22 protein-coding genes, 1 tRNA gene and 5 pseudogenes are annotated in these 26686 nt (G+C 56.8%); 14 read left to right on the top strand and 14 right to left on the bottom strand.

Going from position 1 to position 26686, the window contains the following annotated elements:
• Positions 1-42 precede the first annotated feature (42 nt).
• On the bottom strand, positions 43-1257 hold the full coding sequence (locus tag BLL38_RS24735; RefSeq protein WP_076964679.1) for an EAL domain-containing response regulator: 1215 nt from the start codon (positions 1255-1257) through the stop codon (positions 43-45).
• Between the two features lie 183 nt (positions 1258-1440).
• Entirely contained in the window at positions 1441-3498 is a 2058-nt protein-coding gene (locus tag BLL38_RS24730) for a TonB-dependent receptor (protein WP_076964698.1), read from the bottom strand.
• A gap of 262 nt (positions 3499-3760) precedes the next feature.
• On the opposite strand from BLL38_RS24730, the gene BLL38_RS24725 reads away from it, so the two are divergent.
• From BLL38_RS24725 to BLL38_RS24710, 4 genes and pseudogenes are all read left to right on the top strand, one after another.
• A complete protein-coding gene (locus BLL38_RS24725; protein ID WP_076964678.1) occupies positions 3761-4981 on the top strand; it encodes a multidrug effflux MFS transporter in 1221 nt (406 codons plus the stop codon).
• Between the two features lie 15 nt (positions 4982-4996).
• The gene (locus BLL38_RS24720; protein ID WP_076964677.1) at positions 4997-5608 is read left to right on the top strand and encodes a TetR/AcrR family transcriptional regulator; all 612 of its coding nucleotides are present in this window, start codon (positions 4997-4999) and stop codon (positions 5606-5608) included.
• A 349-nt stretch (positions 5609-5957) separates the two neighbouring features.
• A tRNA-Leu gene (locus BLL38_RS24715) sits at positions 5958-6044 on the top strand.
• 162 nt (positions 6045-6206) lie between these two features.
• Positions 6207-7481 (top strand): annotated as a pseudogene (locus BLL38_RS24710) (tyrosine-type recombinase/integrase); the annotation flags it as partial.
• Between the two features lie 377 nt (positions 7482-7858).
• On the opposite strand, the gene BLL38_RS24705 reads toward BLL38_RS24710, so the two are convergent.
• The 5 genes and pseudogenes from BLL38_RS24705 to BLL38_RS32030 form a co-directional block, all read right to left on the bottom strand.
• A complete protein-coding gene (locus BLL38_RS24705; RefSeq protein WP_076964676.1) occupies positions 7859-9028 on the bottom strand; it encodes an MFS transporter in 1170 nt (389 codons plus the stop codon).
• 16 nt (positions 9029-9044) lie between these two features.
• Positions 9045-10460: a saccharopine dehydrogenase C-terminal domain-containing protein gene (locus BLL38_RS24700; RefSeq protein WP_076964675.1), complete on the bottom strand. Its 1416-nt coding sequence runs from the start codon at positions 10458-10460 to the stop codon at positions 9045-9047.
• Position 10461: 1 nt separating this feature from the next.
• Positions 10462-11097, bottom strand: a complete 636-nt coding sequence (locus BLL38_RS24695; protein ID WP_076964674.1) for a hypothetical protein — start codon at positions 11095-11097, stop codon at positions 10462-10464.
• A 415-nt stretch (positions 11098-11512) separates the two neighbouring features.
• Positions 11513-13030 (bottom strand): annotated as a pseudogene (gene tnpC, locus BLL38_RS24690) (IS66 family transposase); the annotation flags it as partial.
• 49 nt (positions 13031-13079) lie between these two features.
• Complete coding sequence (locus BLL38_RS32030) at positions 13080-13217, bottom strand: hypothetical protein (protein ID WP_159439760.1); 138 nt, start codon at positions 13215-13217, stop codon at positions 13080-13082.
• On the opposite strand from BLL38_RS32030, the pseudogene BLL38_RS31520 reads away from it, so the two are divergent.
• Positions 13212-13361, top strand: a pseudogene (locus BLL38_RS31520) (DUF159 family protein); the annotation flags it as partial. The gene BLL38_RS32030 and the pseudogene BLL38_RS31520 sit on opposite strands and share 6 nt — an antisense overlap.
• Before the next feature lie 22 nt (positions 13362-13383).
• Here BLL38_RS31520 and BLL38_RS24675 read toward each other — a convergent pair.
• Both BLL38_RS24675 and BLL38_RS24670 read right to left on the bottom strand, forming a co-directional pair.
• Positions 13384-13761, bottom strand: a complete 378-nt coding sequence (locus BLL38_RS24675) for a hypothetical protein (protein WP_076964673.1) — start codon at positions 13759-13761, stop codon at positions 13384-13386.
• Positions 13762-13785: 24 nt separating this feature from the next.
• Positions 13786-14349, bottom strand: coding sequence for a hypothetical protein (locus tag BLL38_RS24670; RefSeq protein WP_076964672.1), 564 nt, complete (start codon positions 14347-14349; stop codon positions 13786-13788).
• 173 nt (positions 14350-14522) lie between these two features.
• Here BLL38_RS24670 and BLL38_RS30790 point away from each other — a divergent pair, with 173 nt between their 5' ends.
• Positions 14523-14912, top strand: a complete 390-nt coding sequence (locus tag BLL38_RS30790; protein ID WP_141562839.1) for a hypothetical protein — start codon at positions 14523-14525, stop codon at positions 14910-14912.
• A gap of 978 nt (positions 14913-15890) precedes the next feature.
• Here the strand turns inward: BLL38_RS30790 and BLL38_RS24665 are convergent.
• Positions 15891-17222, bottom strand: coding sequence for a sensor histidine kinase (locus tag BLL38_RS24665; RefSeq protein WP_076964671.1), 1332 nt, complete (start codon positions 17220-17222; stop codon positions 15891-15893).
• Positions 17215-17889: a response regulator transcription factor gene (locus BLL38_RS24660; RefSeq protein ID WP_076964670.1), complete on the bottom strand. Its 675-nt coding sequence runs from the start codon at positions 17887-17889 to the stop codon at positions 17215-17217. Before BLL38_RS24660 ends, BLL38_RS24665 begins: the two co-directional genes overlap by 8 nt.
• A gap of 137 nt (positions 17890-18026) precedes the next feature.
• On the opposite strand from BLL38_RS24660, the gene BLL38_RS31185 reads away from it, so the two are divergent.
• Together BLL38_RS31185 and BLL38_RS24655 are read left to right on the top strand one after the other, a co-directional pair.
• Positions 18027-18194 carry a hypothetical protein gene (locus BLL38_RS31185; RefSeq protein ID WP_154220662.1) on the top strand — a complete coding sequence of 56 codons (168 nt, stop codon included), beginning with the start codon at positions 18027-18029 and terminating at the stop codon, positions 18192-18194.
• On the top strand, positions 18181-18537 hold the full coding sequence (locus BLL38_RS24655) for a hypothetical protein (protein WP_076964669.1): 357 nt from the start codon (positions 18181-18183) through the stop codon (positions 18535-18537). The genes BLL38_RS31185 and BLL38_RS24655 overlap by 14 nt, the downstream gene beginning before the upstream one ends.
• A 275-nt stretch (positions 18538-18812) precedes the next feature.
• On the opposite strand, the gene BLL38_RS24650 is transcribed toward BLL38_RS24655, so the two are convergent.
• Entirely contained in the window at positions 18813-19421 is a 609-nt protein-coding gene (locus BLL38_RS24650; protein WP_076964668.1) for a LysE family translocator, read from the bottom strand.
• A 252-nt stretch (positions 19422-19673) separates the two neighbouring features.
• Between BLL38_RS24650 and BLL38_RS24645 the strand changes: the two genes are divergently transcribed.
• A complete protein-coding gene (locus BLL38_RS24645) occupies positions 19674-20084 on the top strand; it encodes a VOC family protein (RefSeq protein WP_076964667.1) in 411 nt (136 codons plus the stop codon).
• Positions 20085-20140: 56 nt separating this feature from the next.
• Here BLL38_RS24645 and BLL38_RS24640 read toward each other — a convergent pair whose 3' ends face one another.
• The gene (locus tag BLL38_RS24640; RefSeq protein WP_076964666.1) at positions 20141-20758 is read right to left on the bottom strand and encodes a LysE family translocator; all 618 of its coding nucleotides are present in this window, start codon (positions 20756-20758) and stop codon (positions 20141-20143) included.
• Between the two features lie 66 nt (positions 20759-20824).
• On the opposite strand from BLL38_RS24640, the gene BLL38_RS24635 reads away from it, so the two are divergent.
• The gene (locus BLL38_RS24635) at positions 20825-21742 is read left to right on the top strand and encodes a LysR family transcriptional regulator (RefSeq protein ID WP_076964665.1); all 918 of its coding nucleotides are present in this window, start codon (positions 20825-20827) and stop codon (positions 21740-21742) included.
• Between the two features lie 115 nt (positions 21743-21857).
• Here the strand turns inward: BLL38_RS24635 and BLL38_RS24630 are convergent, their stop codons facing one another.
• Complete coding sequence (locus BLL38_RS24630) at positions 21858-23132, bottom strand: OprD family porin (protein ID WP_076964664.1); 1275 nt, start codon at positions 23130-23132, stop codon at positions 21858-21860.
• Positions 23133-23323: 191 nt separating this feature from the next.
• Here BLL38_RS24630 and BLL38_RS31180 point away from each other — a divergent pair, with 191 nt between their 5' ends.
• The 4 genes and pseudogenes from BLL38_RS31180 to BLL38_RS24615 all read left to right on the top strand — a co-directional run.
• On the top strand, positions 23324-23503 hold the full coding sequence (locus BLL38_RS31180; RefSeq protein WP_154220661.1) for a hypothetical protein: 180 nt from the start codon (positions 23324-23326) through the stop codon (positions 23501-23503).
• Between the two features lie 470 nt (positions 23504-23973).
• Positions 23974-25014 carry a cyclase family protein gene (locus BLL38_RS24625; RefSeq protein ID WP_083743115.1) on the top strand — a complete coding sequence of 347 codons (1041 nt, stop codon included), beginning with the start codon at positions 23974-23976 and terminating at the stop codon, positions 25012-25014.
• Positions 25015-25411: 397 nt separating this feature from the next.
• A pseudogene (locus tag BLL38_RS24620) lies at positions 25412-25783 on the top strand (P-loop nucleotide/nucleoside kinase family protein); the annotation flags it as partial.
• Positions 25784-25963: 180 nt separating this feature from the next.
• Positions 25964-26173: pseudogene (locus BLL38_RS24615) on the top strand (IS21 family transposase); the annotation flags it as partial.
• Between the last annotated feature and the right edge of the window lie 513 nt (positions 26174-26686).

The following is a 26686-nucleotide window of genomic DNA, read 5'->3' as shown; positions in this document are numbered from 1 at the left end:
AACCCCAGAACCGGCGGCGCTGGCGCGTCTCCCCATCAGCCATCAGCGCGTGCTGCGCGACGCCGACTTCATTTCCAGCCACGCGAGCGCACGTACGGCCCCCATGGGGCGCGCGCGCAGATAGCCCTGGCCCAGCTTGCAACCCAGCTTGAGCAAGCGCTGGCGCTGGCTCTCGTACTCGACGCCCTCGACCACGACCGCCATCCCCAACGCCTCCCCCAATGCCAGGGTGCTGCTGATCGCCGCACGGTTGCGGGTGCTGGTTTTCAGGTCGCGGGCAAAACGGGCATCGAGCTTGATTTCGGTAAAGGGCAGTTGGCACAGGCGCTCCAACGACGAGTAGCCGATGCCAAAGTCATCGATGGCCAGGCCGACGCCCATCATCCGCAGGCGAATCAAGGTGTCGAGCACGCCGGGCGAGATCTCCAGCAATCCACTTTCAGTGATTTCAAAGCTCAGGCGCGACGCTGGGATAGCGTAGCGCTCCAGGGCCTCGCACAAACGCGGGAGCAGAGACTCATGGGCCAATTGCCCGGCCTCCAGGTTGAGCGCCAGCGACAACTCATGCCCCTGCTCCCGCGCCGCCTTGAGGAACGCAAGTGCCTGTTCGAGCTGGGCAAACAGCAGTTTATCCATCAGACCGAAGCGGCGGGCCTGCGCCAGGAAATCCGCCGGGCACAACACCCCATACTGCGGGTGTTCCCAGCGCGCCAGTACTTCAAGACTGCTCGCTTCACCGGTCATTAAGTTGAACTTGGGTTGGAAGAATGCCTTGAGTTCATGCTGTGTAATGGCCCGCTCCAGGCAAGCCTTGCTCGCGTGACCATAGCGAACCTGCCGAGACACGGGGTGCCCCGCCGCGACCGTTGTTTCCAGGTAGCGGGTCAACAGCGCTGCAATCGCCCCGGCCCGCACCGGGGTATCGACATAGCCCAGGAGGCTGCTCCCCAGCAGGCCGATCAGACGTTCGATGGCCTCATGCAGGTCTTGGGACCGAGCGCTGCACAGGATGATGGACTTGACCCGCCGGGTGCGGCTGAGCACTTCAAGGTTCGTCAGCCCTTGCACCCCATGCTCCTTGAGGGGGCAGAGCACGATATCCACCGGCCCTGTGCGCTCAAGCACTGCCAGGGCAGCGGCCACGTCGGCCACGCCCATCACCCATTCACACCCCGAGTCCTTGAAGACCTGGGTGGCAACGAGTTGCTTGAAAGGATGCTCTTCGACGACCAGAACACGAATCGGCAGAAAGGACATGAAAAATCACAGATGAAATGAAAGTGCCCCCATTCTCACGACTTTTCCTACCGGCGCATTTAGGAAAGCTCCTAAATGGAAATCGAAAATTCCGTGTTGGGTGGCTCTTACACGAGCTGAAAACGCCGTAGTGCACGTGTGGGAGCTGGCTCCCACATTCAATCTGCATTGTTTGCCGTTGCCCTACATGTCGTAGCGCAACACCAAACCCACCGTGCGCGGCGCGCCCACATCGACAATATCGCCGCTGCGGTTGTTGGTGATGTATGCCTTGTCAAAGGCGTTTTTCACAAAGCCGGAAACCGCGACGCTCCGGGTGACCTTGTACTCGGTGTTGAAGTTGACCAACCAGTAGTTGTCGCTCCGGCGCTCACCCGTGACCTTGCCTGCCGTATCGAACTCATACTCCGACGGCGCGGTGCTCTGATACACCAGGTCGGTGTTCAGGGTCAGGCGATCATTCCAGCGGTAGAGGCCGCCCAGGGACAGTTTGTACTTGGGCGAATAAAGAAATGCCTCGCCGCTCATATCGCGGCCGTCACCGGTCACGAAGTCCTTGTACTTGCCTGCGGTGATCGAGCCCCCAGCCGTCAGGGTCAACTGTTCGCCCAGGTCTTTCTCGACAAACACTTCCAGGCCCTTGATATCGCTGCTGCCGGCGTTGAATACCTGGACAAAGTCGGTGTTGCGCTCCAGCACGCTGACCTGCTGGTCCTTCCAGTCGGTGTAGTACAGGTTGGCGCGGGTGCGCAGGGTCTTGTCGAAGAACGAGCCACGGTAGGACAGCTCGTAGTTGGTGGTGTATTCCGGGTCGTAGCCCTCATGGCCGCCACCGGCACGCACGTTGACGCCGCCACCGCGATAGCCCTTCTGCACCATCACCCCCAGGTATTGGTTGGCGGCCAACTCGAAGTCCAGGCCCAGTTTCGGCAGGAGTGCATCAAACGACTTGCTGACCTTGCCGGGGCTGGAGAAATCGTCCTGCTTGATGTCGGTATCGTTGGTTTCGTGGTCATAGCGCAGGCCGGTGATCAGGGTCCAGCGCGGGGCGAATGTCCAGTTGATTTCACCGAATACGGCCTTGCTTTCAAGGGTCGTCTCGCCCTTGGCAGTGCCGAACAGGACGTTGTCGAACAACAGGCGGTCATGGAAGTTGTTGGTGTTGTGGCCGTAGTAGGCGCCGACAAAACTCTTCACCGTGTCGCCGCTGTAGTTCAGGCGCAGTTCCTGGCTGAACAGGTCGCCGTCCTGGGTGCGCAGCACCACCTGGTTGGCGTCGGCGGACTGGTCGAAATCCAGGCGCGCGTCGTAGTCCGAGCGGGTATTGGCGGTCAGGCTGGTCAGCGACCAGTTGTCGTCCAGGCGATAGTCCACCTTGGCGCTGAGGGTGTCCTGCTCAAGCTTGTCATAAGCCTTGGTGTTGGATGTCATCTTGTAATAACGGATCTTGTCGTTCTGGCGCATGGCCGAGTTGTCACCCTTGCGGCTTTCGCCATGGGCGTAGGTCAGCAGCACATCCAGATCGTCGTTGGGCAGGATCAGCAGCTTGCCCCGGGCATTGCCGGTGCGGGTCGGGTTGGCGTCGTCATGCAGGGCGACGTTGTCGATATAGCCGTCGCCTTCCTGGTAATCCACGGCAATACGCCCGGCGATCTTGTCAGCAACCAGCGCGCCGCCACCGGCCACCGCCGCACCGCGCTCGCCGTAGTTGCCCATGTTGGTGCGCGCTGCAAAACTCGGCTCGAAGGTGGGGTTGCGGGTCTGGATCACCACCGCGCCGGCCAGAGAGTTACGGCCCTGGGTGGTGGATTGCGGGCCGAGGAACACTTCGACCTGGTCGACGTCCCACAGCGGCATCGGGCTGAGGGTCAGGGCGCGGTTCGGTTGCACGGCGCCATCGACGAATACCGACACCGCCCCGTTGAGCGTGGCCGGGCCCTGGTCGTCGAAACCGGACACCGGCACGCCGCGAATCCCCCAGTTTTCATTGCCGGACTGGTTGTACACCCCTGGCGTGCGGGCCAATACATCCACCAGGTCACGGTCCTGCTTGTCACGCAGTTGTTGCTCAGTCACCACCACCACGCTTGACTGGGTCTGCTCCAGGGTACGGTTGATTTTTTCACCGGTGACGGTGATCGGCGCGATCTCCAGAGCGCTCGCAGGTTCTGCGGCCCACGCACCGTTGCACAAGCAGATAGCCGAACCCACCGCCGCCATTGTCGTTTTTTTGAAATTCACGCCCTGCTCCCCTACGCCTGTTTTTTTGTTTTTTCTGATGCCCAGAACGCTGTGTGTGCCCAGCCGGCGGCAGTCTAATCGAATCCTGATGTTAAAGAAATACAATTGATAACAACTCTCATTCACAATTTCCAGTTGCAGTGTGACGAAGCTGATACCCCCGGGCACCATGGCGTTTACTCCACGTTGACCATTCAAAGGGTAGTCGTTATTATCGCCAAAACCTACCGTCCGGTAGGCAGTTTTTTAAGTTGGAGGCTGTATGAATTCGCTCCCCACCCACAGGGCCTCCCTGCGGCTGGCTATTGGCCTGGGACTGATCGGCGCCCTCGGCCCGTCGGCTGTCGATATGTACTTATCGAGCCTTCCCGAGATTGCCCGCGAGTACCAGAGCAGCTTCACCAGCGTGCAGTTGACCCTGACGTTCTTCCTCCTGGCCATGGGCGCCGGCCAGTTGATCTTCGGGCCCATCGTCGACGCCTATGGCCGCCGCCGGCCCCTGCTGGCCGGCCTTGTGGTGTTTACCCTGTGTTCACTCGGCGCGGCGTGGGCACCGAGCCTTGAGGCCTTGATCGCCCTGCGCTTCATACAGGGCCTGGGCAGCGCCCTGACCCTGGTGGTGATCATGAGCATGGTGCGGGACGTCAGCGAAGGCGTGGCCGCAACCAAGCTCTTCGCATTGTTGATGACCATCGAAGGGGTTGCGCCAATCTTCGCCCCGGCACTGGGCGGGGTTATCGATACCCACTACGGTTGGCGTGCGGTGATGCTGGTCCTCGCCGCTTTTGGCCTGGCGGTACTCGGCAACAGTTGGCTGTCGCTGCCGGAAACCCTGGCCCCCAGCCAAAGGGAACCGCTGCGCCTGGGCGCGGTGTGCCGGACTTACCTGGCGATCGCCAGGGACCGGCACTTCCTGCGCCCGACCCTCGCCGTGACGGCGGTGTTCTTCTTTCTGTTTGCCTACATCGGTGGCGCAACCCTGGTGTACCAACAAACCTACGGCCTCAGTCCACAAGCGTTTGGCATGCTGTTCGGCGTCACCGGCGTGGCCATCCTGATGGGGGCGATGAGCGCCGGTAAGCTGGTCAGCCGGCTTGGTTTGCGCCGCCTCTCGTTGATCGGCGTGTCGTGCCTCGCCGCCGGCTCAGCCATCGCCCTGGTTTCCAGCGTTACCCACCTGGGCCTCCCCGGTATAGTGGCGGGTATGGCCGTGGCCCTGTTTGGCCTGGGCATCGCCGAGTCCACGCTGATGTCGCTGGTGATGTCCTCGCAACAACGTGCCCTGGGCTCCACCGCCGCACTGCTGGGCGCCTTCCAGCTGTCGATCTGTGCCAGCGCGACACCGCTCTCGGCCTTGGCGCTGACCTACGGACCGGTGGCTTGGGCAACGTTGCTGTTGGCCAGTGCATTGTTGACTTGCCTGCTGACCACCATCAGCCTCCCCCGGGGTACAGGCGAAACCTTTGACCTGGCCGGGCACTGATCAAGGAGCACTACCATGACATCCACCGTCCTGACCTCGGCTGCCGAACGCATCGCGCACCTGGCCCTGGAGCAATTTGCCGAGCATGGCTACGACGCCGCCTCACTCAATGACATCGCCGTGCGCGCCGGCATCAAAAAGGCCTCGCTGTACGCACACTTTGCGAGCAAGGATGCGCTCTACGTGGCCGTACTCGAGCTCGCACTGCGGGCCGAACGTGACTACGTGCAAAGCCAATTCGCGAAAAACGCCCGATCGATCAAGGCTCCCGGCGAGGTCTATCTCAACAACCTGCAACGCCGCCATAGCGCCAATGAATCCCTGCGGTTTCTGCTACGGGCCGCGTTTTACCCGCCGACGCCACTACGAGACGTGGTCATGTCCGGGTTCAATGACTACATGGCCACGATCCGCAGCCATTTCCAGCAGGCGCTGCTTAAAAGCTATCCAGACATCGATGAACAAACCCTGGAGGTACTGGCAGAGGCCTACCTGGTGATGATCGACAGCCTGCATGTAGAACTGACCTACGGCGACGCACAGGCCTACTCACGCCGCCTGGAGGCACTGCAACGGTTAGCGCGGGCGGTGGGTTACGCTGAGATTATTCGTCGGCTGCGTGGATAAGCACGCTGGCGGGGCTTGGCGTAATGCTGTCCAGTTAATCGGCAAACATAAGTGTGTCTGTGGTCGGCATTCCGACCACAATGCAGGCTTGCTGGGTAAACGCGGCGCCCTCTGATTCTGCGCAAGCAAGCTCGCTTGTACAGTGGGCCTGTTGTCACACGCCCCTCCCCGGCCAATGTAGATCACTGATATGGTGGGCTTTTTTCCCAAGCAGGCACACCCGACCAGGCAGAAAAAGAGCACATGCAAACTTGCGCCAAGGTGCCTTGATCTATATATTCCCTAGCCTGCTGCACTGCTCAGGCGCTTTGCTGAACAAAGCCTGCTTGAGTCGCTTCATCGCGCTGCCGCCCGAATGGCGAAACTGGTAGACGCATGGGACTTAAAATCCCCCGCTCGTAAGGGCGTCCCGGTTCGATTCCGGGTTCGGGCACCATCTCTAGTTCCACTGACAGCCAGTAAAGTCCATGGAACCCTTTAAAACCCGCCACTTGGCGGGTTTTTTCGTTTATGGCGTTCCGTCGGTTTCCAAGTGATTCCGACATTTTTAAGGGTAAGATTTGGGGTACAGGTCAGTTCGATAATAGGTAGTACCCTTATGTCCCGCACTACAACTCCTCTATCTGACGCAGCTTGTCGCACAGCCAAACCGCGAGACCGCGCCTATAAACTTTTCGATGGAGAAGGTCTCTATCTCTTAGTGCAAGCCAACGGTCGGAAAGGTTGGCGCATGCGATACGTCAAACCTGATGGCAAGGAAGGCCTTACCTCTTTCGGCAATTATCCTGTTTTCAGCCTGACAGATGCACGAGCCAAACGTTTGGAGCTCAAACGCCTGCTGACGCAAGGTATCGACCCCATTGAAAATAAGCGCAGCGTCAAAAAAGAAGCTGAGGTGAAAAGCCGAACCTTTGAAGATGTCGCACTGAATTGGCATCGAGATATGTCGCCCAGGTGGACCCCAGGCCATTCAAAAAACGTTTTACGCCGCCTTCAGACCTACGTCTTTCCACATATCGGGGCGCAGCCGATCGTTGAGCTGGACACCCACGATCTCCTCCAACCTTTGGAAACAATCAAGCAAAAGGGATCAATTGACGTTGCATTGAGGGTAAAAAACTACCTGCTGAATATTATGCGAGAAGCCAAGCGCAGCCGCCTGATTAGCGTTAACCCCGCGTACGATCTCGAAGGCTCGATCAAACCGCGACGCGTGACTCATCGCCCTGCACTGCCTTTGTCACGTTTACCCGAACTGTTGGAGCGCATCGACAGCTATAAAGGCCGCACACTCACTCGCCTGGCCGTTATGCTCTCACTGCATCTCTTCGTTCGCTCCAGCGAACTGCGCTTTGCCCGTTGGAGCGAGTTCGATCTCAAGGGGGCTGTCTGGGAAATCCCCGATACGAGACCTGCCCTTGAAGGCGTCAGCTTTTCAACTCGGGGTACAAAAATGGAGGGCGACATCCATTTAGTACCGTTATCCTCCCAAGCAATTGCACTACTCAAACGAATCCAGGTTATTACGGGTGGGTACGACCTGGTGTTCGCTGGCAACGCCAATCCCCGTAAGCCCTTATCAGAAAATACCGTCAACAAAGCGCTTCGAACAATGGGTTACGACACGCAATCCGAAATTTGCGGGCATGGATTCCGCACAATGGCTTGCAGTGCGTTGGTCGAGTCTGGGATGTGGTCAGTCACTGCGATTGAGCGGCAAATGAGCCATAAAGAGCGAAACAGTGTGCGGGCGGCTTACATTCATAAGGCTGAATTTATTGAAGAGCGTAGGCTGATCATGAATTGGTGGAGTGAGTATTTAGAGGCAAACCGGGATGAAGGGGTTACCCCTCATGATTTCGCCAATCGGTCCCGGGAATCGACCGTTGGTTTTTGGCTCCATTGCTCCCCAAACCCCAATATCGCCGGCAGCCTGGCGACACATCCTGCTCAACGGGCACTACACCTTTAACAGCGAAGGGAAGCTTATTGACCTCGATATAATGATTGAAGGAATGGATCTGGAATGACGAAGCTTTCTGGAGGACCTGCATCTAACCTCCGACAAAAAAATCTGGGGTTTGGGCGTACAGCCCCTAGCTCGGACTTACAAAATCATCTCTGACGCAGCACAGTGAAGGTTCTGGCACACCCCGGCCGGCCATTGTTGCGGCTGCTGAAGTTGGCTTAACGTGCTTTATTTTCCGAATTCTGAAGCGCCCCCTTTTTGTACCTGAAATTTGCCACCAATCACTCTCGCGCCGGATCTCTGCGCAACACCAACATCCCCACAAAAACCACCCCCGCCGCCCCCACCGATATCATCAGCCCATGCCCACTCACATAAGAAACCGTCGCCCCCGTAGCAATCGGTCCCAAAACACTCCCCAACGTATAAAACATCGCAATCGCCGTCATGGCCGTAGATACCTGATGCTCCCCCACCCGGTCTCCCGCTTCGATCACGGCCAGGGTGTTCATGCCGCCAATGGCACCGCCCCACAGGAATACGATGAGCGTCGCCAACCAGGGAAGCGACTGGCTGAATGGGATGGCGAGGGTGCCTAGCAGCAGGATCAATCCGCAGACCAATTGGCCGATTTTGTAGGAGCTGCGGTCTGCCATCCAGCCGATGGGCAGTTGCAGCAGGGTGCCGCCAATGCCGAAGACTGAGATCAGCAGGGTCGCAGCTGTGAGCAGGTAGCCGGCCGAGAGGCTGTAGCCGGCCAGGAATGATACGGATGAGGTTTCTGCAAAGCCGGCGATAAAAGCGCCACAGAGCGCGGTGGGGATGACGCTGAATAATTTGCCGTGGCGTTTTTCTGCCGGGGTTTGTGGTTGGGTGTCGTAGGGTTTGAGGGTGAGTGCCAGTACGCCGGAGAGCAGGACGATAACGGCACAGGCGTAGTAAGGCGCGGCGCTGCCGACGCCGAAGACCACCAGCAGCAACGGGCCGACGGCGATACCCAGGCCCATGAGGGTTTCGTGAACGCCAATCGCGCGGCCGCGTTCGTCTTTGGAGGCGACGGCGACGATCCAGGTATCGCAGGCGATCCAGCGCAGGATCAGGCCGATACCGAGGACAAAATTCAGCGCAAAAATCAGCCCCAGGTGGTGGGTCAAGGTCATGCCGATCAGCGCACCAATGGTCAGCACCGCACTGAGGATGTTGGTCTTGACCAGCCCCAGATGGGCGAGCAAATGCGGCACCCATTTGTACAGCAGCAGGATCGCCAGCCACGAGGCGCTGACGATCACGCCGACCTTGGCCGGCTCCACGCCTTGTTGTTCCAGCGACAGCGAAAGCAGCGGCGTGACGGTGCCGATCTGCACGATCTGCGACAGTGCCGAGAGGGTGTTGATCTTGGTGAGGGCAAACCAGCGCTGCTTGTCGGTGTATTCGATGCTCGGACTTTCCATGGGGGATCGACCTGGGTTAAACCGCCGTAAAGTGTTCAAACTGCCACGGGCACAACTCACCTTCGGGCTTGTGGAACAGGGCATTGATGGTGTCCAGCGGCGTCCAGTTGGTCTGGATGCCTTGGAGGCTGCCAAGGAAAGGTAGAGCAATTTCCAGCACGCGTTGGTGGTCCATCTGTTCCGGCTCGACAATTCCACGGTCGGGGTTTTCGATGGCCCAGATAATACCCGAGTACACGCCGGTGGCCACTTGCAGGCTGGTGGCGGTGTTGAACGGGGCAATCTGGCGCGCCTCGTCGATGCTCAGGATTGAGCCGTACCAGTAGGCATTCAGAGCGTGGCCCATGAGCAAAACGCCCAGTGCGTCGACACCACCGGGGGCAATTTCGTCGTTCATGATCCGCTTGGTGTTCTGGAGCCTCCAGCCTCTGCCGACATATTCATGCACCGACAACAGCGCATCGTCGCAAGGGTGATAGGCGTAATACACGGTGGGCCGGTACAGCAGCGTCTCGCCCACTTTGACAGTCAGAAAGTCAGGTAGCGAGATGGCTTCATTGTGGGTAATCAGCAGGCCGGTGCAGGGGCCACCATTGGGCGTCCAGGTTTTCACTGACACCGAGGCGCCGGGGCGTTCCAGGTAAATGGCGCTATTGGAACCGAACAGATGATGATGGGCGAACGGCGGCCAGGTTTTTTCGTGGGAGCCCCAGCCCAATTCGGCAGGCTGCCCGGCTTCGCTGACGAAGCCGTCGACGGACCAGGTGTTGACGAACTCGTCGTCGGTCTTGATGCGTGATGAGCGCTGGGTATCGCGCTCGGCAATGTGGATCACCTTGACGTTCAGTGCCATTGCCAGCTCGCCCCAGGCCACGCCTTCTTGGCCGTCGGGGACGCTCACGTCGAGTTTCGCCGCGAGCTGCAACAATGCAGATTTGACGAAGTGCGACACCAGGCCCGGGTTCGCGCCATGGGTCACCACCGCTGTCGGACCTGGGCCGAGCTCGCTTTTTAGCGACAACAACTGGTCGCGCAACGCATAGTTGGAACGCTGCGAGGTGCTCAGGCTCGGTTCGTTGTAGGTACCGACCCAGGGTTCAATGCAGGTATCGAGGTACAGCGCGCCGTGCGCATGGGCAAATCGGATCAGGTCGGCGCTGCTCACATTCACCGACAGGTTGACGATGAAATCACCCTGGCGGACCACATCGCATAACACACAGCCAAGGTTTTCGGGCGTGAGCGCCACATCGATAAAACTCACCCCGAGGTCAACAAAGGGCTGGTGCTGCTCGATCTGCGGCGCGATCACCACCGCCGATGAAAGCTCGATTGTACGCGCGCTCACCAGCAGCCCGAGGGTCGCCTTGGTGATCGAGCCGAAACCGATGAATACCCACTTTTTGCCGGAAGTATTTGCGTCCTTGCTCATTTCAAATGGCCTCAAGAGTCGTTTCAGATGTATCCAGGTGCTGGCTGCCAGGCGTGGACGTTTCACTGAAGTCCGGGATACGCCCGCTGGCGAAATATTGCTCCCATTCACAAAAGATCTTCGGCACATAAATCAACGGCATGTCGTGCCGATACAAGTCCTTTACCGATTCGGCAAACGCCGGGTCCTGATGGTTGGCGAACCAGTACCGATTGTTGTCATGCAAGTACACCGGGCACTTTTCAACATCGGTCATGGCGATGTAGTTACCCAAGGTTTTTTCGGCAAGACGCTGCCAACCATGTAACACCACTTCGTAGAGTTGTCCGCGTTCTGTAGGGGTCAACTCATATACTTCGCGTTTGAACTTCTGCACGCTCATGTCGCGACAGAACATTGAAAAGGCATAAACATCTGAGTTGAAGTTAACTGCCGGAATCGGTGCTGACATCAAAGGGTCATAAAGTTCGTCGTCTAAGTCATCGGATTGTGGACAAAACACCACCGCATCAAAGTCTTCGAATAACACCTTGGCCTTGGTCACCGGGCACATCAGGTAGAGCTTTTTATTCAGCGCATGGCCGGTCGCCAATGCTTCGGCAGAGAACTCACTGAGCGGGCTGAACAGCGCCGACAAGCGCCGTACTTCCTGAGCCACGCTGTATTGGCTCTGCTCAGGGTGAGTGGTCGGACAAATGATCAAACAGGCCACTACTTCTCGAGCCTCAAGGGCTCGTACATACGCCTCAAAACTCTCCCTGGCCTCATCGTGGTCCGTGCAATCGCCAACATATAACGTTTTTTACTGAACTCCCGTCGCCCGGCTGCACACCCCAGGCAACTGGTAAACCACTCTCTTATCTCTTCTATTATCTGTTGATCATTCATGAGCCACCGTCCCGATTACGTTCCAAGTGGTGTGACAGCCTGGCATGAGAACAGCTTGATGTATCGGAATTCTGGGAGCAACGAAACCCAAAACCAACGTAATCTATTAGAGTGAACGCCGGTTTTCGGTAAGCGGTCAGGCATCCCATCTTGCATAGATAAGCCGGTTGCCAACGATGCGGCAACAACTCAATTTCACTCGCCCGCTGCGTCGGCAGGCGAGTCAGAACGTCCTTCAGATAGGCATACGCATCGTGCCCGTTAAGCTTGGCCGATTGGATCAAACTCATCAGCGCCGCCGCACGTTGACCGCTGCGTAGGGAACCGGCGAACAGCCAATTTTTGCGTCCAAGCGCCCATGGCCTTATCTGATTTTCGATGTGATTGTTGTCTATCGGCACCGTGTCGTCATCCAGATAGCGACTCAACGCCACCCAGCGTTTGAGGCTGTAGTCCAAGGCTTTGGTAATCCCCAAACCTTCATGCACAAGCTCGCGCAGGGCGATCATCCAGGCATGAAATGCGCCCATCAGAGGCGCTGCTTTTTCCTGACGTATTTGTCGTCGGACATCCGGTTCTAAATCGCGGACTTCGCGTTCAACTTCATGTAAGGCCGCGATGTAACGCAGTGCTTGCTCGGCAAGCACGCTTTTGCCTGTGATGTGCAAGTTGTATAACTTGCGGCGGGCGTGGGTCATACAGCCGATTTCCGTGACGCCGAGTGCAAAACTGGCTTTGTAGCCACCGTAGTCATCACAGACCAACTTACCTTTCCAATCTCCCAGAAAGTTGCGGGCATACTCGCCCGAGCGGCCGGGGCTGAAGTCATACACCACCGCGCTGATCGGTGCGGTTGTCGTTGTCGCATAACCCCAGACGTAAGCCCGATGGGTTTTCTTCTCGCCCGGTGCGAGCATCTGCACCGGCGTTTCATCGACATGCACCACGTTGTGTTCAAGCACGACTTCGCGCAGGGCATCGACCAGCGGCTGCAACTGCACGCCGCAAACACCGACCCAACTGGCCAAGGTTGAACGAGGAGTTGCAAGATCGGCCCGCCCGAAGATTTGCTCCTGGCGGTACAGCGGTAAATGATTGGCGTATTTCGCGATCATCAACTGGGCCAGCAGCCCGGAAGTCGGGATGCCTTTGTCGATGACTTGCGCGGGAACCGGAGCCTGGATCAAGGTTTCGCAGTTGTTGCAGACCCATTTGCCGCGAACGTGCCGTTCAACGCTGAACACGCCCGGCGTGTAGTCGAGCTTTTCGCTGACGTCTTCGACGATATGCTTGAGGGCGCAGCCGCATGGGCATTGGGTGTTGTCAGGTTCGTGATGAATTAGTGTGCGAGGAAACTCGTCAGGCAGAGCAGTACGTTTGGGGTGCTGACGGGCTGGTGATTGCGCGGGTTTGGGGGCCAGGATTTCAAGCTCGGCTTCGATGGCGGCCAGGTCGGCTTCAATCAGGTCGTCGAGCAAGCTGGCCTGACCAGGGCTTAAGGACTCGGAACGTTTGGCGAAGCGGTGACGCTTGAGCTGGGCTATCTCGTGAATGAGCTGCTGGTTGCGGGTCTTTTGGTGCAGCACTTCTTTATCAAGGCGTTCGACATGCTCAAGCAGTTGCGCAGCGAAGCTGCGCAGTTGTTCGGTGTCGAGCTGATCGAGAGGGGGCATAGGAATCATGGCGATGACTCTGCCCGATCTGCTGATCGATGTCTGTCATCCATGTCTCTTAATGGTTACGGATGGCTCCGTCAGACCCAAGCCGCTGCCAGGGAAGACCGACCACCAGAGCCTGTAACTGCTCGGGACTTAACGCCATCTGATTGCCATACCGATTGCCTGGCCAGGAGGATTTTCCCTGATGCAAACGGCGTGCCGCCAGCCAAACGCCCTGGCAAACTCAGTGGGTGAAGCACCGCTTGAGCGTTACAACGTGGCACCAACCACCCAAGTCGCCCTGCTCCACCAGCAGGATGAAACGCTACACGCAGACCTGGTGCGGTGGGGTTGGCTTCTTGCCAGTGGCCCATGCGCTACCCTGCTGGTGCCATCTCGACCGCTACACAACGCCCTTTCGTCCGCACCTTCTGCACCAGCCGCGCTCTGTTGACGAACACATTGATCTCGCAACTGCCTGAGTGCTGTACGTCTTCCCAGTATTCTGCGTGCACAAGTTGCCCGTTCTGCGGCCCCGTGTAAGTACCCGCTGCTTCACGTGAGACATAGCTACTGTCACGTACATACCTAAGCACTACCATATCTTCCGCCGGCGCCACCATGATCTGCCTTGGCACACCGAAGAAGTCGATCAGTTCGCCCACCGGGCGATCTTTCCAGGCACTGCTGGCCGACAATGATGCACAGCCACTGAGCAAGGTGGCGAGCAGGGCCAACATAAACAATCGGTTCATAAGGTCTTCCCCCTGAAGGTCGCGTTACTTGGCAGGCATCTGCGCGAACCCTTCATCTATCTTCTGCATGATGGCCGTCTTGGCGGCCTCGCGGTTCAATATCTCGAAGAACTGCGGCCCTGCCTTGCTCATTTGCGACGCGGACATCACACCCAAGTGCTCCATCTTCTTGGCCTGGCGTTCAGTCGGCTTACAGACAAAGTCACGGCTTTGCACCAACCAGGCGTCAGGTTTGCTCTGCCATTGGCTGGAATACTTCGTATTGCGAAGCTCATTGAACACGCTGCGAAAATCCGCTGCCCCCATTATTCGCACGCGGTTCTTCGCACAATCGATTTCGACATCGTAAGCGGTGAAGTTGGGTTTACCGGGCTCTTCGTAAAGTTGATAGACACCCAATGATTTCGCGCCACCTGGGCGATTGACGATGTGAGTGGGGTCGCCGTCTGCGATGAACACCTGATTCTTGCCCAAGGCACCTTGGTGGTGAACGACCCAGAAGTCGCCCTTCAGCACTTCGCTCGCCTGGGCAGAGAGGGCACTACACAGTAATGCGACAGGTAGGAGATGCCTTGTAAAAGCGATCATAGGGGCGGTCCTTTGCCGTTATTTTTGAAGACAATAGCTTCACACCCTGGACATGAGGCAAAGGGCCACCTAGCACATTCGTACTATTCATAAGAGACTTCTACGCCAATACCATCGTGACACAGGCGGCCATGCGCTTCGGCGCTAAAGCACTAGAAAAAGGATTTTGGAAAATGTTAAAGAAAATAACCATAGCTGGTTTCACTCTTGCACTTACAGGTTGCGGACTTCTCCCTCCCCCAGCGCCACCCGCTCCCCCCACAGTCGAGCACTCTATTGCAAGCAAGACCGAAATCGCCGATGCAAAAAGAAAGCTGCTCAGACGTATATCAGACCCTGACTCCGCGAAATTTGAAACTATTTACAAATTCAAGGGGCGCTTCGCTAGCGGTAAAAGCTATGAAGGAGTCTGTGGGTATGTGAATTATAAAGGCGCAGAAGGTGGCTATGAAGGATTTACACCGTTTATGGTCGTTGGAGATGTGGTCTCTTATTACGGTGACCATTTACCTCATAACTACCATATCCTCAAAAGTTTTTGCACAAAGTCACGATCAAGCTAATAGGCAGAGGCCGGCAAGTAAAGGTCAAGTTAGCCTTTGAGATCAACAGTAAGTACTACCGAACCTATATTAATACTTTCCTAGGCTAGTGCCCCGAATGGCTAGCCGGTCTGGATGTTAACGCATCCGCCCGGCTCACTTCTTTTCAGACTGTTGTTTCGCGCCTATAGGCCTGACAGGCCTTGAGTAGGATTAGGTCTCGGTCGTCGGCTTGCATGATGAACTTCATACAGGCCCTTATCTTTTCCGCAGCGCAATTTTAAACCCCGCTCCGCAACTCCCATCATCCGGCGTCCTGCCGACTGTTTTTCACGTGTACGGCGTAGCAACACGCGAGCTTTTGTCATAAAACAGCCGAGTGTCAGTGATAGGTTCACATCAGGTATCACTTCATCAAAGGAATGGATTATGAACGCCTCATGCCTGCTGATGCTGGCAGGTCATGGTGAGTTTCACCTGCCTTGCGAGGCAATATGGAGTCATCGGCACGGACCTTGAGTTCAGCTATGCCGATCCCGTTTACTCACGGATTCGCTACGGGTCTACCCGAGCCACCGCAAGCATGACGATAACGCAGTGAGGCTGGCCATGAGGAATATGCCTGGTTTTTTCAGAACCGTTGCCAGAATGGGCGTATTGCTGACAACGATACCGTTGTCTCTTTCTGGCTGCGCTCAAGAACCGCCCAAGACGGTAAGCCAAGACGCCACGCGACAGGTGTCGGTGATCTGCTCCAGCAGCATCCCTACGGACGCCACCCCGTGTCAGCAAAAAGCCGAGTCGGTATGTCAAGGTGCCGTGAAACTACACTCCGTCAAACCACCCACCAAGGTCATCGTCGCAGAAGGCATCTCCCAACACCCATTAACGGTTGCCTACACCTATGACACGGTTTACCTCTGTGAGAACTTACCCTCAAGCACGCTGTGACACGACCGCATCGGCGCCGCCCATCTATTGATGGCCTGGTTCCCAGCGTTACGCACCTGTGCGCCCCACAACTTTACTACCTGCTCCGCCCCGCAAACTCGCGAACTCAAGAATCACCGTAAAACGCTGCTGCTCAAGGATCACCTCAATCTGCCAACCCAATTTTGCGCATAACTGACGCATCAATTGCAGCCCCAGGCCGTAACCGAAATCATTAGACTCCTCCCGCGGCTTGGCCTCCCGGACGTGATTGGCAATCACCAACCGGGGATAGTCGAAGCTGATTTCTACCTGGCCTTCTTCCGCGTATTGCAGCGCATTGCGCAGGAAGTTGCCGATCACGATGCGACACGCGGTGGGGGGGAGTCGGCAGGGTTCGTTGTGGATGTCGACAAGCAGCTCGATATCCCGGTTGCCGATCAGGTAGCGATGTTTGTCAATCAACTCGCCCACCAACGCGCTCAGGTCAATGTCTTCCTGCGGCAACGGTTCGGGGCGCTCGCGGCTCATCCACAGCAAGGTCTCGGCGATAAGCTGCATATTCAGCACCGAGCGCTCAATACGTTGCAGGGCGGGTGGCAGGACACCGCCGGCCTGCAGGGTCAGCAGTTCTATATTGGCCTTGAGCACCGCCAGCGGGGTTCGCAGTTCATGGCTGGTGTAGCGCAACAGGCGCCCTTCGCGCTGGCTGGCGGCCTGCACTTGCTCAACACTCTGGGCCAGGGCGTCGGCCAGGGTATTGAACTCCTTGAAGCTGAAATCCGGGCGTTTGCAGGCCATGGCATCAGGGTTTTTCAGGGTGCCGGACCATTGGGCCAGGCGCCCCAGCGGCCGCACCAGCCACCAGACCAACAGGGCGATGATGATCAGCGCCGGCACGAACACCGCCAGGCTGATAAACACGACGCCTTGCAGGACCTGGTCAAAGTAGGCGTCGGACAGCGGCGTCTCGACCTCGCCACCCTCTTCGTGATCATGGTCGATGTCATACATATACAGGGTCTTGCCGTCGCCCAGGGGCTGGGAAAGGACCGCCCGGACCTCTGTGTCGTCGTCATCGGAGTCGGTATCACCAAAGACCTGGACCGCGCCGAAGGACATGCTCGGCGGTGCCTTGAGCAACTCACGCACACTGGCCGGCAAGGCTTCCTTGCCGATGACGGACTCGAAGAAGTAATTGTGCGGGGGTGGCGTGGTCGGGTCCTTCTCGTAGTGCCTGACGAAATACCGGGCCTCCTCTTCCATCATCGCGCTGGCGGTGTAGAGCAGGCCGCGCACGGTGTATACCGGCAGCAGCTGGCTGTAGATCAGTAACACCACGGCAATCAGGAACAGGAAGCTGCCGCTGATCACCCACTTCAGGCTCAGGCCGTTACGCATGGGGTTTGACCTGAATACCGACCCCGGGAAGGGTGTGGATCAACGGCCGGTTGAAGGGTTTGTCGACCGCCTTGCGCAGCCGATGCATGTGGACCTTGAGGGTATTGCTGTCCGGCGGTTCGTCGCCCCAGATTGTGGTTTCCAGGCGTTCCCGGGGCACGGGTTCAGGGCTGGCGCGCATCAGGTACTCCAGCAAGGTCCAGCAGATGGGCGACAAATGCAGTACCTGCCCGGCGCGGCTGACGGTGCGGGTCGTCAGCTCCATCACCAGGTCGTCCACTTGCAGGCGGCTGGTCTGGCTGCTGCGGCGCATGCTCAGGGCACGAATCCTGGCGACCAGTTCGGCCAGCTCGAAGGGCTTGACCAGATAGTCGTCGGCGCCTGCTGCAAAGCTGGCGAGCTTGTCCGGGAGGGCGTCCAGTGAAGTGAGCATCAGGATCGGCGTCTGGCTGCCTTGCGCGCGTAACCGTTCGCACACTTGCTGGCCGTCCAGGCGCGGCAACATGATGTCCAGGAGGATCACGTCGTAATGCTGGTCGAGTGCCAGGTTAAGACCGGCCTGGCCATTGCTGACGTGGTCGCAGACCATGCCGCTGATCTCCAGGTATTCGATGATGGTCGTGGCCAGGTCAAGGTTGTCCTCGACCAGCAACAGATGAATATGCACGGGAACGTCCCCTCGGACAGGTGTTGCGCAGAGGGTTGAAGGATAACGGAAGTCGCGCGATTTCCCGTGGATGTTTACCTCGCGTTAACCCGCCACTCTCTAAGCTGGCCTCTTCCTATCCAGAGGTCATCACCGCCATGAACCGTTACTCGATGGTCAAAAGAGTCCTGCTGGCCTTGATTCTCTTCGCCCTGATGGCCAGCGTCCTGCCCGCTCGCGGGCATCGGGGGGAAGGCAGCCGGTTTCTGCTGGGCACGGGCATCGAGCAGGCAGCTCCGTGCTGTGGCGCCAATGCCTTCCGATAGCGGCACCCGTTACACCTGGCAGGTGGTGATATGCCTGGGGGTGATTATGGGGGTATCGATTGCGATGGGCGCCTATATCATGCATTTGAATGCGCGCATTGATAAGCAGCGAGAACTGTCGCCGGTGTATCTGCACGACTGTGACAGCGGGCGCGGGGGGTTTATTGTCTACCCCGATGGCCGGCGCAGCAGTGACAATTGCTACCCCATCGATGAGGCTGAAGCGACGGGCGCCGACCTGACGCCAGACCTGCCAGGCCCGCCCCGCACGGAATGGCTCAAATACATCCTGCCTGCCGCTGAGCCCGCCCCAAGAACGCCCAAGGGGGCCCGGACGGTCTGATCAGCACCTCCAGGCCCCAGCCCAAACCCCGGCACACCAGCCTGCAAGCTGCATCTGATACGCTTTTTTCTTTATCAGCTGCATCTGTACCGAACAGCCCACAACCCCGACAATGGCTCATCGGCAGGAACCCTCCTGCCACCCTTCTGCCTTTTGGAGGCCCCATGGCTAAGATGGCACTTTTTCTGTTTGGGTTTCTGGCACTGACCATCGGGATCGGCCTGCTTGCCACCATCTCACCGGTCTGAGCCCTGGCCCGCAAAGGCCTCGGCTCTTTAGCCGGCAAAAAACATCGGGTACAACGACAGCACCAACAGCCCCGCCATCGACCCGTTGAAGATTTTCAACCAGCGAGGCTCACGCAGGATATTGCGCAAACCGGTGCCACACCCGGCCCACACGCACACACTGGGCAGGTTGACCACGGCAAACACCACGGCGATGACCAGCACGTTGGTGAAGTAACCTTCAGCCGGTGTATAGGTGGTGATCGCCCCCAACGCCATGACCCAGGCCTTGGGGTTGACCCACTGGAACACCGCGGCGGCGAGAAAGGTCATGGGCTTGCGCTTGCCGTCCGTGTCGTCCGACATCGCGCTGGAGGTCGCAATCTTCCACGCCAGGTACAACAAGTACGCCGCCCCGATATAACGCAACGCGGTGTACGCCCAAGGCAATGCCTTGAACACCTCCCCCAGGCCCAGGCCGACCGAAATCACCAACACCATAAAGCCCACGCTGATCCCCAGGGCATGGGGAATCGAACGACGAAAACCGAAGTTCACCCCCGACGCCAACAGCATGGTGTTATTGGGGCCAGGGGTAATCGAAGAGACGAAGGCAAACAGCGCAAAGGCCGACAGCAGGCTGGTGGACATCAACATGGGGCGTTATCCGGGCAAATTATTGTTGCCCTGACAGTAGAGCGTTCTGTGACGCCTCGCCCCGTACAGCTAGGGGTAGATCGAGAGATACAATTTGGAGGGTGTTCCGCCAAGTTCCCACCCAAGGCCGCTGACAACCGGCAATGAAGATCCCACTCTGGATAGCAAATGGTCGGTTCAACCCCGCTCTGCTATGGTGCTGTCATCTGAAAACCCTGGCTGTCGCGCACCTACAGCCCTCAAGGAGTCGGCATGTTCAGCCACATTACCGTAGGCACCAACGACCTGGATAAAGCCGCCGCATTCTACGATGCCGTACTGATCCCACTGGGCCTGTGCCGCCGCCCTGTGACTCCGGATGGCGGGCCGTCTTCTGCTTGCTGGATCACCCCAGGCAGCCCATTGCCACGTTTCTATGTCTACTCCCCTTACAACCGTCAGGACGCCACAGCGGGCAATGGCAGCATGGTGGCTTTCTCTGCCCCCTCACCCGATGCCGTCAATGTGGCCTATGCCGCCGGAGTGCTGGCGGGTGGACGCAATGACGGTGAGCCCGGTCCACGCCCGCATTATGGCGACGGTTACTATGGCGCCTATCTGCGGGACCCGGACGGCAACAAAGTGCATATCGTGCATCGCGGCGATCTCCAGGCCACGGCATAACGGCCAGACCGCTGCGAATAATGGCCGCGTATCTCAAGCGCCCAGCTCCATTCAACTCAACCGGAACGCTGGGTCACTGTCAGTAAGATCCCGAAGCCCACAAGCAGGCCGCCAAAGATGCGATCAATCCAATGTCGCGCGGCCATTAACCGTTCGCGCACCATCCCGGCCGAGAAACACAGCGCGACAAGGCTGAACCACAGTACATGCGCGCCAGCGATAAATAACCCATAGGCCATTTGCACGGTCAACGGGGTGTCTGCTCGTACTACCCCCATGAACAGGCTGACGATGAAGATCGATGTTTTCGGATTCAACGCATTCGTCAGAAACCCCGTACGCAGCGCTGCCAGATCCGACATAGCGGGTGGCGCTGCGTCCAACGGTTCAAGAGCCGGCTTGGAGCGAAGCATCTTGATGCCCAAGTAGACGAGATAGGCCGCTCCAGCCAGCTTCAATGCATTGAACAACCAAGGTGTCTGTTGCAGCACCACCCCGAGTCCAAGCAACGTGTAGCCCACGTGGACAAGCACCCCCAGGCCAATTCCCACAGCGGTGAACACCCCTGCCCGTCGAGACAGGAGCAGTCCGTTGCGCGATACCATGGCGAAATCTGGCCCCGGACTGATGCATGCAAGGAGTGTGATGGTGATTACTGCTATCCATTCGCCCATGTTGTACCCTTTGATCTATTGGTCGTATGACGCAATATTTACAGATCTTATGCCTGGGTAATAACGATGATTCCTGAAGGAAATAGTGACTGCAACTCACTGATTTCTGAGAGCCGCATGCCGTCTCTGCTTGCATTGCGCTGCTTTGAATCAGCCGCACGCCTCGAAAATTTCGCCCGTGCGGCTGACGAACTGCACCTGACCCCTGGTGCCATTAGCCGCGCAGTGCGCCTGCTGGAAGAGGATTTGGGCGTTGATCTGTTCGAGCGGCGCAGCCGAAGGGTGTTCTTGACCGAGGCCGGAAGACGCCTGGCAAAAGCAGTCAGTGAAGGGCTTGGCTTGATAAACCAGACCGTGCGCGGGATACGCACCGATGCCCGGCGAACCCGCCAGTTGGTCTTGTCCTGCGAGCCAACGCTGCTGATGCGCTGGTTGATCCCTCGTTGGAGCGACTTCCAGGCCCATCATCAAGGGCTGGACATTCACCTGGTTGCCGGCGGTGGCCCCTTCTCATTCAACCAGGGGATCGACCTGGCCATTCGCCGGGACGACTTCCCCCGACCTGCCGACTACCATGCCGAGCCCCTATTCCCAGAGAAGGTCGGCCCAGTGTGCCGGCCGGAAAAGGCCGAGCAGTGGTTTGGCAAACGCAGGCAAGCCCTGCTCTCCTCAGCCCCGCTGCTGCAGACGACGAGCCGGCCTACGGCTTGGCAAGAGTGGGCCAGTGCAAAAGGACTGCCCACTCCGGCCATGGACATGCAACCATTTGAGCACTTTTACTTCAGCATCCAGGCGGCTGTTGCAGGCCTTGGAGTGGCCATTGGCCCGTGGCACTTGGTGCGCGACGATATCCAAAGCGGTGTGTTAGCCGCGCCATTGGGATTTGTTGAAGATGGCTCGCAGTACTGCCTACTCTCGCCTACCGCACCTAAGCTGGGTAGCGTGGAAATGGAACTGCTTGAATGGTTGCAGGCTGTGGGCTGACGTTTATGGGTTTTCGTGACATCCGTTGCGACCCGCTTGCTGATCGACACGTTTTCATCAGCATGGGGGCAGTCTTCACTCTTTAAAAAATCAACACGTTTTCACGTGATCAGTTTCACCACAGCGCCAACGTATAGTTAAAGATCAAACGGTTCTCATCTATATCGCTACCAAAATTGCGGGAACGCACGGTTGCGTTGCGCAATTTGATACCCACATTTTTCATTGGACCGCTTTGAATCACGTAACCCAGGTCGGTATTGCGCTCCCACTCCGAACCCTCGGGAAGACCGCCCCCCAACTCAATGCTATCCCCTTTCACATAACGAGTCATAAAGGTCAGGCCAGGAACCCCCAGGGCGGTAAAGTCATACTCGTAGCGGGCTTGCATCGAACGTTCATTACGGTTGGCGAACTCAGATATTTGCACGAGGTTAACCAAGAATGGATCGCCATTACCCAGATAGGGATACCCCGTTTTCCCATTCATTTTCTGGAAGGTAACCGTAAATGCATGACTATCCAAAGTATAAGTAAACATCCCACCCAGAGCCCGGTTATCAACGTTGCTGTTGGTCCCATTCTTGGCCCAAGCATAGCGTAAGTCGGTTTTCAGGACCTGGCCCTGGGCAATGGGCAACGTATGCACCAGGTTGATAATCTTCTGCTCATAGAGCCCCTCCAACCGGCCATAGTGCAGCCCCGTTGCGAGCCTTGGCTGCCACTGGTAGGTCAACCCTGCAAAGTCGAAACGATCACTGCTCTTGCCTACCACAATCCCCTTGGCTCCTCCCGTGGTGATGGTCATCTTTTCTGCATTCGATGAGTCGCGCTGACTGACCCTGTCCAGGCGGCCAAAATCCAACGTCAGTCCATCAATCTCAGAACTGTTCAGATGAGCCCCCCGATAGGTCTGCTGTATCAGGCGGGTGTCGTTGGCCAGCACAGTGGGAAGCCTGGGAATCAGCGTACCGACCTTCAATTGACTGTTTGAAGCACGCAACTTGATGGTGGGCCCTAAGCGTCCGAAATCGTCAGGCGCTCGACGCGGTGCTGAGCGCCCCCGAGGAAGTAGTCCACTGCCGGCTCTATCTGGGCTCGAATCCAGCTTGATGCCCAACTGGCCAATCATATCGAGCCCCACACCCACCGGGCCCGAGGTGTAACCGGAGGCATAGCGCAATGTAAATGCCTGTGCCCACTCCTCCTGCTTGGATTGTGTGGCAGTCGGCTGGCGAAAGTCGCGGTTAAAGTAGAAATTACGCATATCGATGCTGGCTTTACTGTCACTGATAAAATCCGCAAAGGCCTGAGGCACCGTCAGGGTAAAAAACAACGGGGTTATCAGCAAAGTAAGCGGACGCGCAGATACACAACGAAAGAAGGTCATTGTTTTTATTCTCGACGATCAAGCGATAAAAATGGCCGCATCCCCGAACAACATGCGAATACACGGAATACTCATCCAAATAACATCAAGTTGTACGGTATGAGTCGGGGCAGGGTTTTGTCGATTCCAGCGATAAGGGCGCGAGCACGCCTTCCTCAGTAGGTTTCTCTCCAGAGGATCGGACTTTCAAAATGAATAACGCGACCGGAATAAAGCAGAAGAAGGAGCAAAACAAGCTGGTAACGGGACATCGGACTAGCGCCAAGCGCAGTACGAAAACTGACAATCTGATTCTGCATCGCAAGGTACCTTTTATTTTTTTAGGGTTACCGCATGGCATGGGACGGGTGAAATCGCTTACAGATTTTTAATCTAAACAGTCTTTTTCATTTGCGTAATCGAATTACGCCAAACGTAATTCCTCCAGGAAAGCTCGTCAACCCCAAAATATCAACCTTCCGTCTTATAGCGTAAAGGAATATGAAAATTCCTTTTTGATATAAACCCACAAAGACGAAATCAAAATTTTCGCCATCGTCGGCGACAAAAAAATCGACGCTGCCATTCAATTCCTAGCGGCAATTCAATTAATAAAAATTAAAGATTTTAAACTTGGCAAAACTCTATCGTCATTTAAAAGGTTACTACAAGACCCCGTAAGATGGTATATCCATAATCTCCGCAAGGAAACTAGCTCCCTCCTGATCGGCGAATTTGAGACACGCATCCGGGGCAGTCGCTTATCAATTAATAAGAAATCTTTAGAACATAATTAAGTTTATTGTTATTTTTTTCCTGAGTATTTTTGTCTACCTTGGCGACTCACCTAGAGGAGATCGTCATGAGCAGCGTAAAGAGGAAGTTTGGCATCTCAGTTTGGGGGCTGGGGCTGTCTATTCTTCCAATAATATCGACACCCGCTCTGGCCGAGAACCTAAAAGATCAGATCGGCATGGCCCGTCATCTCGGTACTGCTACTTGGGCGCGTTGCGCGCTTGAGTTAGAAAAACCAGGCGCCAAAGCTTTTGAACTCTCTCACGAGCGGGCCAATGAGATGCCACAAGCGAAGTTCGCCGAGAACGAACAGTATCGCTTTGATGCCCCGCATGGCCTACCTAATACTCGCCACGGCTTCAACACCGAATCGGTCCAAGGAAATATCGGGGGGCAAGGCACTCAGATCGATGCCCTTGGCCACTTCGGGTATCTTCCATTCATATGGGATGGCAAGGGTGAGTTTCCAAAAGACAAACTCAAATACTACGGAGGCTGGACGCATCAGCAGATCAAACCTACCGATGATTCAAGGCTCCAAGCCTTGGGAATCGAAAAAGTCCCGCCCATTGTAACCTCCGCCATCTTGCTGGATGCCGCTCGCTACCTGAATAATGGTAAGCGTCTCAACGACAATCAGATTATCAGCCAGGCTGATATCGAAGGCATGCTAAAAGCACAAGGGCTGGCCAAACGAGGTCTCCTGCCCGGAGATATGCTGCTGATTTACACAGGCTGGGGTAAGAACTGGGATGAAGCTCCAGCAAAGTATTACACCCAGGGCCCGGGGCTCGGTTATGACGCAGCGCTTTATTTGCAGCAGCATGAAATCGTGGCAGTCGCTTTGGATAACCCGTTCACTGACCCAGCTCCAAAAGGCATGCTCGACGGCACGAAACAACCGGAGGGAACACCTAAGGGGCTCCCCTTCGCTATCCACCATAACAATCTGACTCAGGCGGGCATCTATCAGATCCAGAACGCCAAGCTGGACGAACTGGCAGAAAACCAGGTCTGGTCATCTTGCGCAATAGTCCTGCCCTTGAAGATCAAAGGGGGTGCTCAATCTCCCGTGAGGCCCATCGCTATTGGAGCGGCTTCGAGCTAATTCCCTCCAGGCCGTCCCGCCAGAGTGGCGGTGAAGGGTCTAAGCCAGATGAAATACTCTGGAGGTTGCATAAAAACGGGACAGATTTATTTTCTATAAAAACGGGACAGATTTATTTTCGGAGAACAGGCCACTTTTTTCGATAAATAAATCCGCTCCCCTTTATGCAAAGCGGTGTGTTAGCCGCGCCATTGGGGTTTGTTGAAGATGGCTCGCAGTACTGCCTGCTATCGCCTACCGCGCCTAAGCTGGGTAGCGTGGAAATGGAGCTACTTGAATGGTTGCAGGCTGTGGGCTGACGCCTGTGAACCATCAGCCACTTCCACGCCCCCCTTCAGGTTGTGTTACACAAACGATCCTAACTGCCAGGCAACACCCACTCAGCGAAGGACATAGCGTGCTTATCGTATTCAGCGGCCTTCCCGGCACCGGAAAAACCACTATCGCCAAGGACCTCGCGGCTACGACAAGCGCCGTCTACCTACGGATCGATACGATTGAGCAAGCGCTCCGCAACTCCGGTGCATTTGCACAAGACGTGGGACGCAGTGGCTACAGGGTTGCTAACGAGCTTGCATTGAGTAATCTTCGCCTCGGCCACACAGTCGTCGTTGATTGTGTAAACCCTGTGAACGAAAGCCGAATAGCCTGGAGCGAAGTCGCCTCAAAGGCCGGTGCCCGGTTAGTCAATATTCAAGTGATTTGCTCTGATAAAAATGAATATCAGCGGCGGGTAGAAACAAGGAAGATTGATGTTCCAGGGCTGACTGCGGATTCCACGGCCATCCGGCCACCTATTCCATGAACATCCGGCCACTGATTCCACGGTGATCCGGCCACCCGTTCCACGCTCATCCGGCCACCCTTAAAGCAGGCAGCAACGCAGGATTAATTCACTACCATCGACCTCTTTTATCGAAGCAGAGAGGTCGTCGTGGAGCGGTTATCCATGCGTAAAATTAGGGAAGTGCTACGTCTCAAATTCGAGGTCGGCCTATCTGCCCGCCAGGTCGCTGTCAGCTTGCAAGTGGGTCGAGCCAGCGTCGGTGAGTACCTCAATCGCTTTGCTGCCAGCGGCCTGACTTGGCCCACGCAGTTGTCGGACGCCGAACTGGAGCGATGTCTATTCCCGCCAGCGCCGACGGTTCCCAGCGATCAACTGGGAAATTGCACTCCACTTGACCACCCGTTTGCATTCGACTTGACCAGTCGTTTGCATCGGACGTGACCAGGCATTTGCATTGGACTTGACCACCCGCATAGCGGGTCATGGGAAGGCTACAGCAGTGCTACGGGTGGCACTACCTGGGGCGTGCCATCAATGATGCACATCCATCCCCAAGTCCTGAGCGCCGACGTCTTCTTAAACTCCTCGACCAAATCGCCCGCGATTTCCCCGATGTCTTCCCGCAACTCGAACTGCGGGCGCATTGCGTGCAGAACGTCAATTCCCATATCCCCAGCAAGCAGCTTGCACATCAGCCTGGTCCGAAGCTTCCAAGGCAAGGTTTTTCCGCGTCTTTCCGGATGCTGGTAAACCATAGTTGTCAAACAGCGTTGAAAAGTTTCCAGGTAACAGCGTCCAAAAGTTTCCAGTTGCTCAAGCTTTTTTCACGGCCTTTTTCCGTTGTTTGAAGCGGAAAGAGTCATTACCCGTCTCAAGGATTTCGCA

Source organism: Pseudomonas gessardii, from assembly GCF_001983165.1.
GTDB classification, from domain to species: Bacteria; Pseudomonadota; Gammaproteobacteria; order Pseudomonadales; family Pseudomonadaceae; genus Aquipseudomonas; species Aquipseudomonas gessardii.
The sequence above is the reverse complement of the archived record's forward strand: the minus strand, read 5'-3'. Positions and strand labels throughout refer to the sequence as shown.

Coding starts and splice junctions, on each gene's coding strand:
- BLL38_RS24735 (WP_076964679.1), bottom strand. CDS start 1,257: ATGTCCTTTCTGCCGATTCGTGTTCTGGTCGTCGAAGAGCATCCTTTC.
- BLL38_RS24725 (WP_076964678.1), top strand. CDS start 3,761: ATGAATTCGCTCCCCACCCACAGGGCCTCCCTGCGGCTGGCTATTGGC.
- BLL38_RS24720 (WP_076964677.1), top strand. CDS start 4,997: ATGACATCCACCGTCCTGACCTCGGCTGCCGAACGCATCGCGCACCTG.
- BLL38_RS24705 (WP_076964676.1), bottom strand. CDS start 9,028: ATGGAAAGTCCGAGCATCGAATACACCGACAAGCAGCGCTGGTTTGCC.
- BLL38_RS24700 (WP_076964675.1), bottom strand. CDS start 10,460: ATGAGCAAGGACGCAAATACTTCCGGCAAAAAGTGGGTATTCATCGGT.
- BLL38_RS24675 (WP_076964673.1), bottom strand. CDS start 13,761: ATGAACCGATTGTTTATGTTGGCCCTGCTCGCCACCTTGCTCAGTGGC.
- BLL38_RS24670 (WP_076964672.1), bottom strand. CDS start 14,349: ATGATCGCTTTTACAAGGCATCTCCTACCTGTCGCATTACTGTGTAGT.
- BLL38_RS30790 (WP_141562839.1), top strand. CDS start 14,523: ATGTTAAAGAAAATAACCATAGCTGGTTTCACTCTTGCACTTACAGGT.
- BLL38_RS24665 (WP_076964671.1), bottom strand. CDS start 17,222: ATGCGTAACGGCCTGAGCCTGAAGTGGGTGATCAGCGGCAGCTTCCTG.
- BLL38_RS31185 (WP_154220662.1), top strand. CDS start 18,027: ATGAACCGTTACTCGATGGTCAAAAGAGTCCTGCTGGCCTTGATTCTC.
- BLL38_RS24655 (WP_076964669.1), top strand. CDS start 18,181: ATGCCTTCCGATAGCGGCACCCGTTACACCTGGCAGGTGGTGATATGC.
- BLL38_RS24650 (WP_076964668.1), bottom strand. CDS start 19,421: ATGTTGATGTCCACCAGCCTGCTGTCGGCCTTTGCGCTGTTTGCCTTC.
- BLL38_RS24645 (WP_076964667.1), top strand. CDS start 19,674: ATGTTCAGCCACATTACCGTAGGCACCAACGACCTGGATAAAGCCGCC.
- BLL38_RS24640 (WP_076964666.1), bottom strand. CDS start 20,758: ATGGGCGAATGGATAGCAGTAATCACCATCACACTCCTTGCATGCATC.
- BLL38_RS24635 (WP_076964665.1), top strand. CDS start 20,825: ATGATTCCTGAAGGAAATAGTGACTGCAACTCACTGATTTCTGAGAGC.
- BLL38_RS24630 (WP_076964664.1), bottom strand. CDS start 23,132: ATGACCTTCTTTCGTTGTGTATCTGCGCGTCCGCTTACTTTGCTGATA.
- BLL38_RS31180 (WP_154220661.1), top strand. CDS start 23,324: ATGAATAACGCGACCGGAATAAAGCAGAAGAAGGAGCAAAACAAGCTG.
- BLL38_RS24625 (WP_083743115.1), top strand. CDS start 23,974: ATGAGCAGCGTAAAGAGGAAGTTTGGCATCTCAGTTTGGGGGCTGGGG.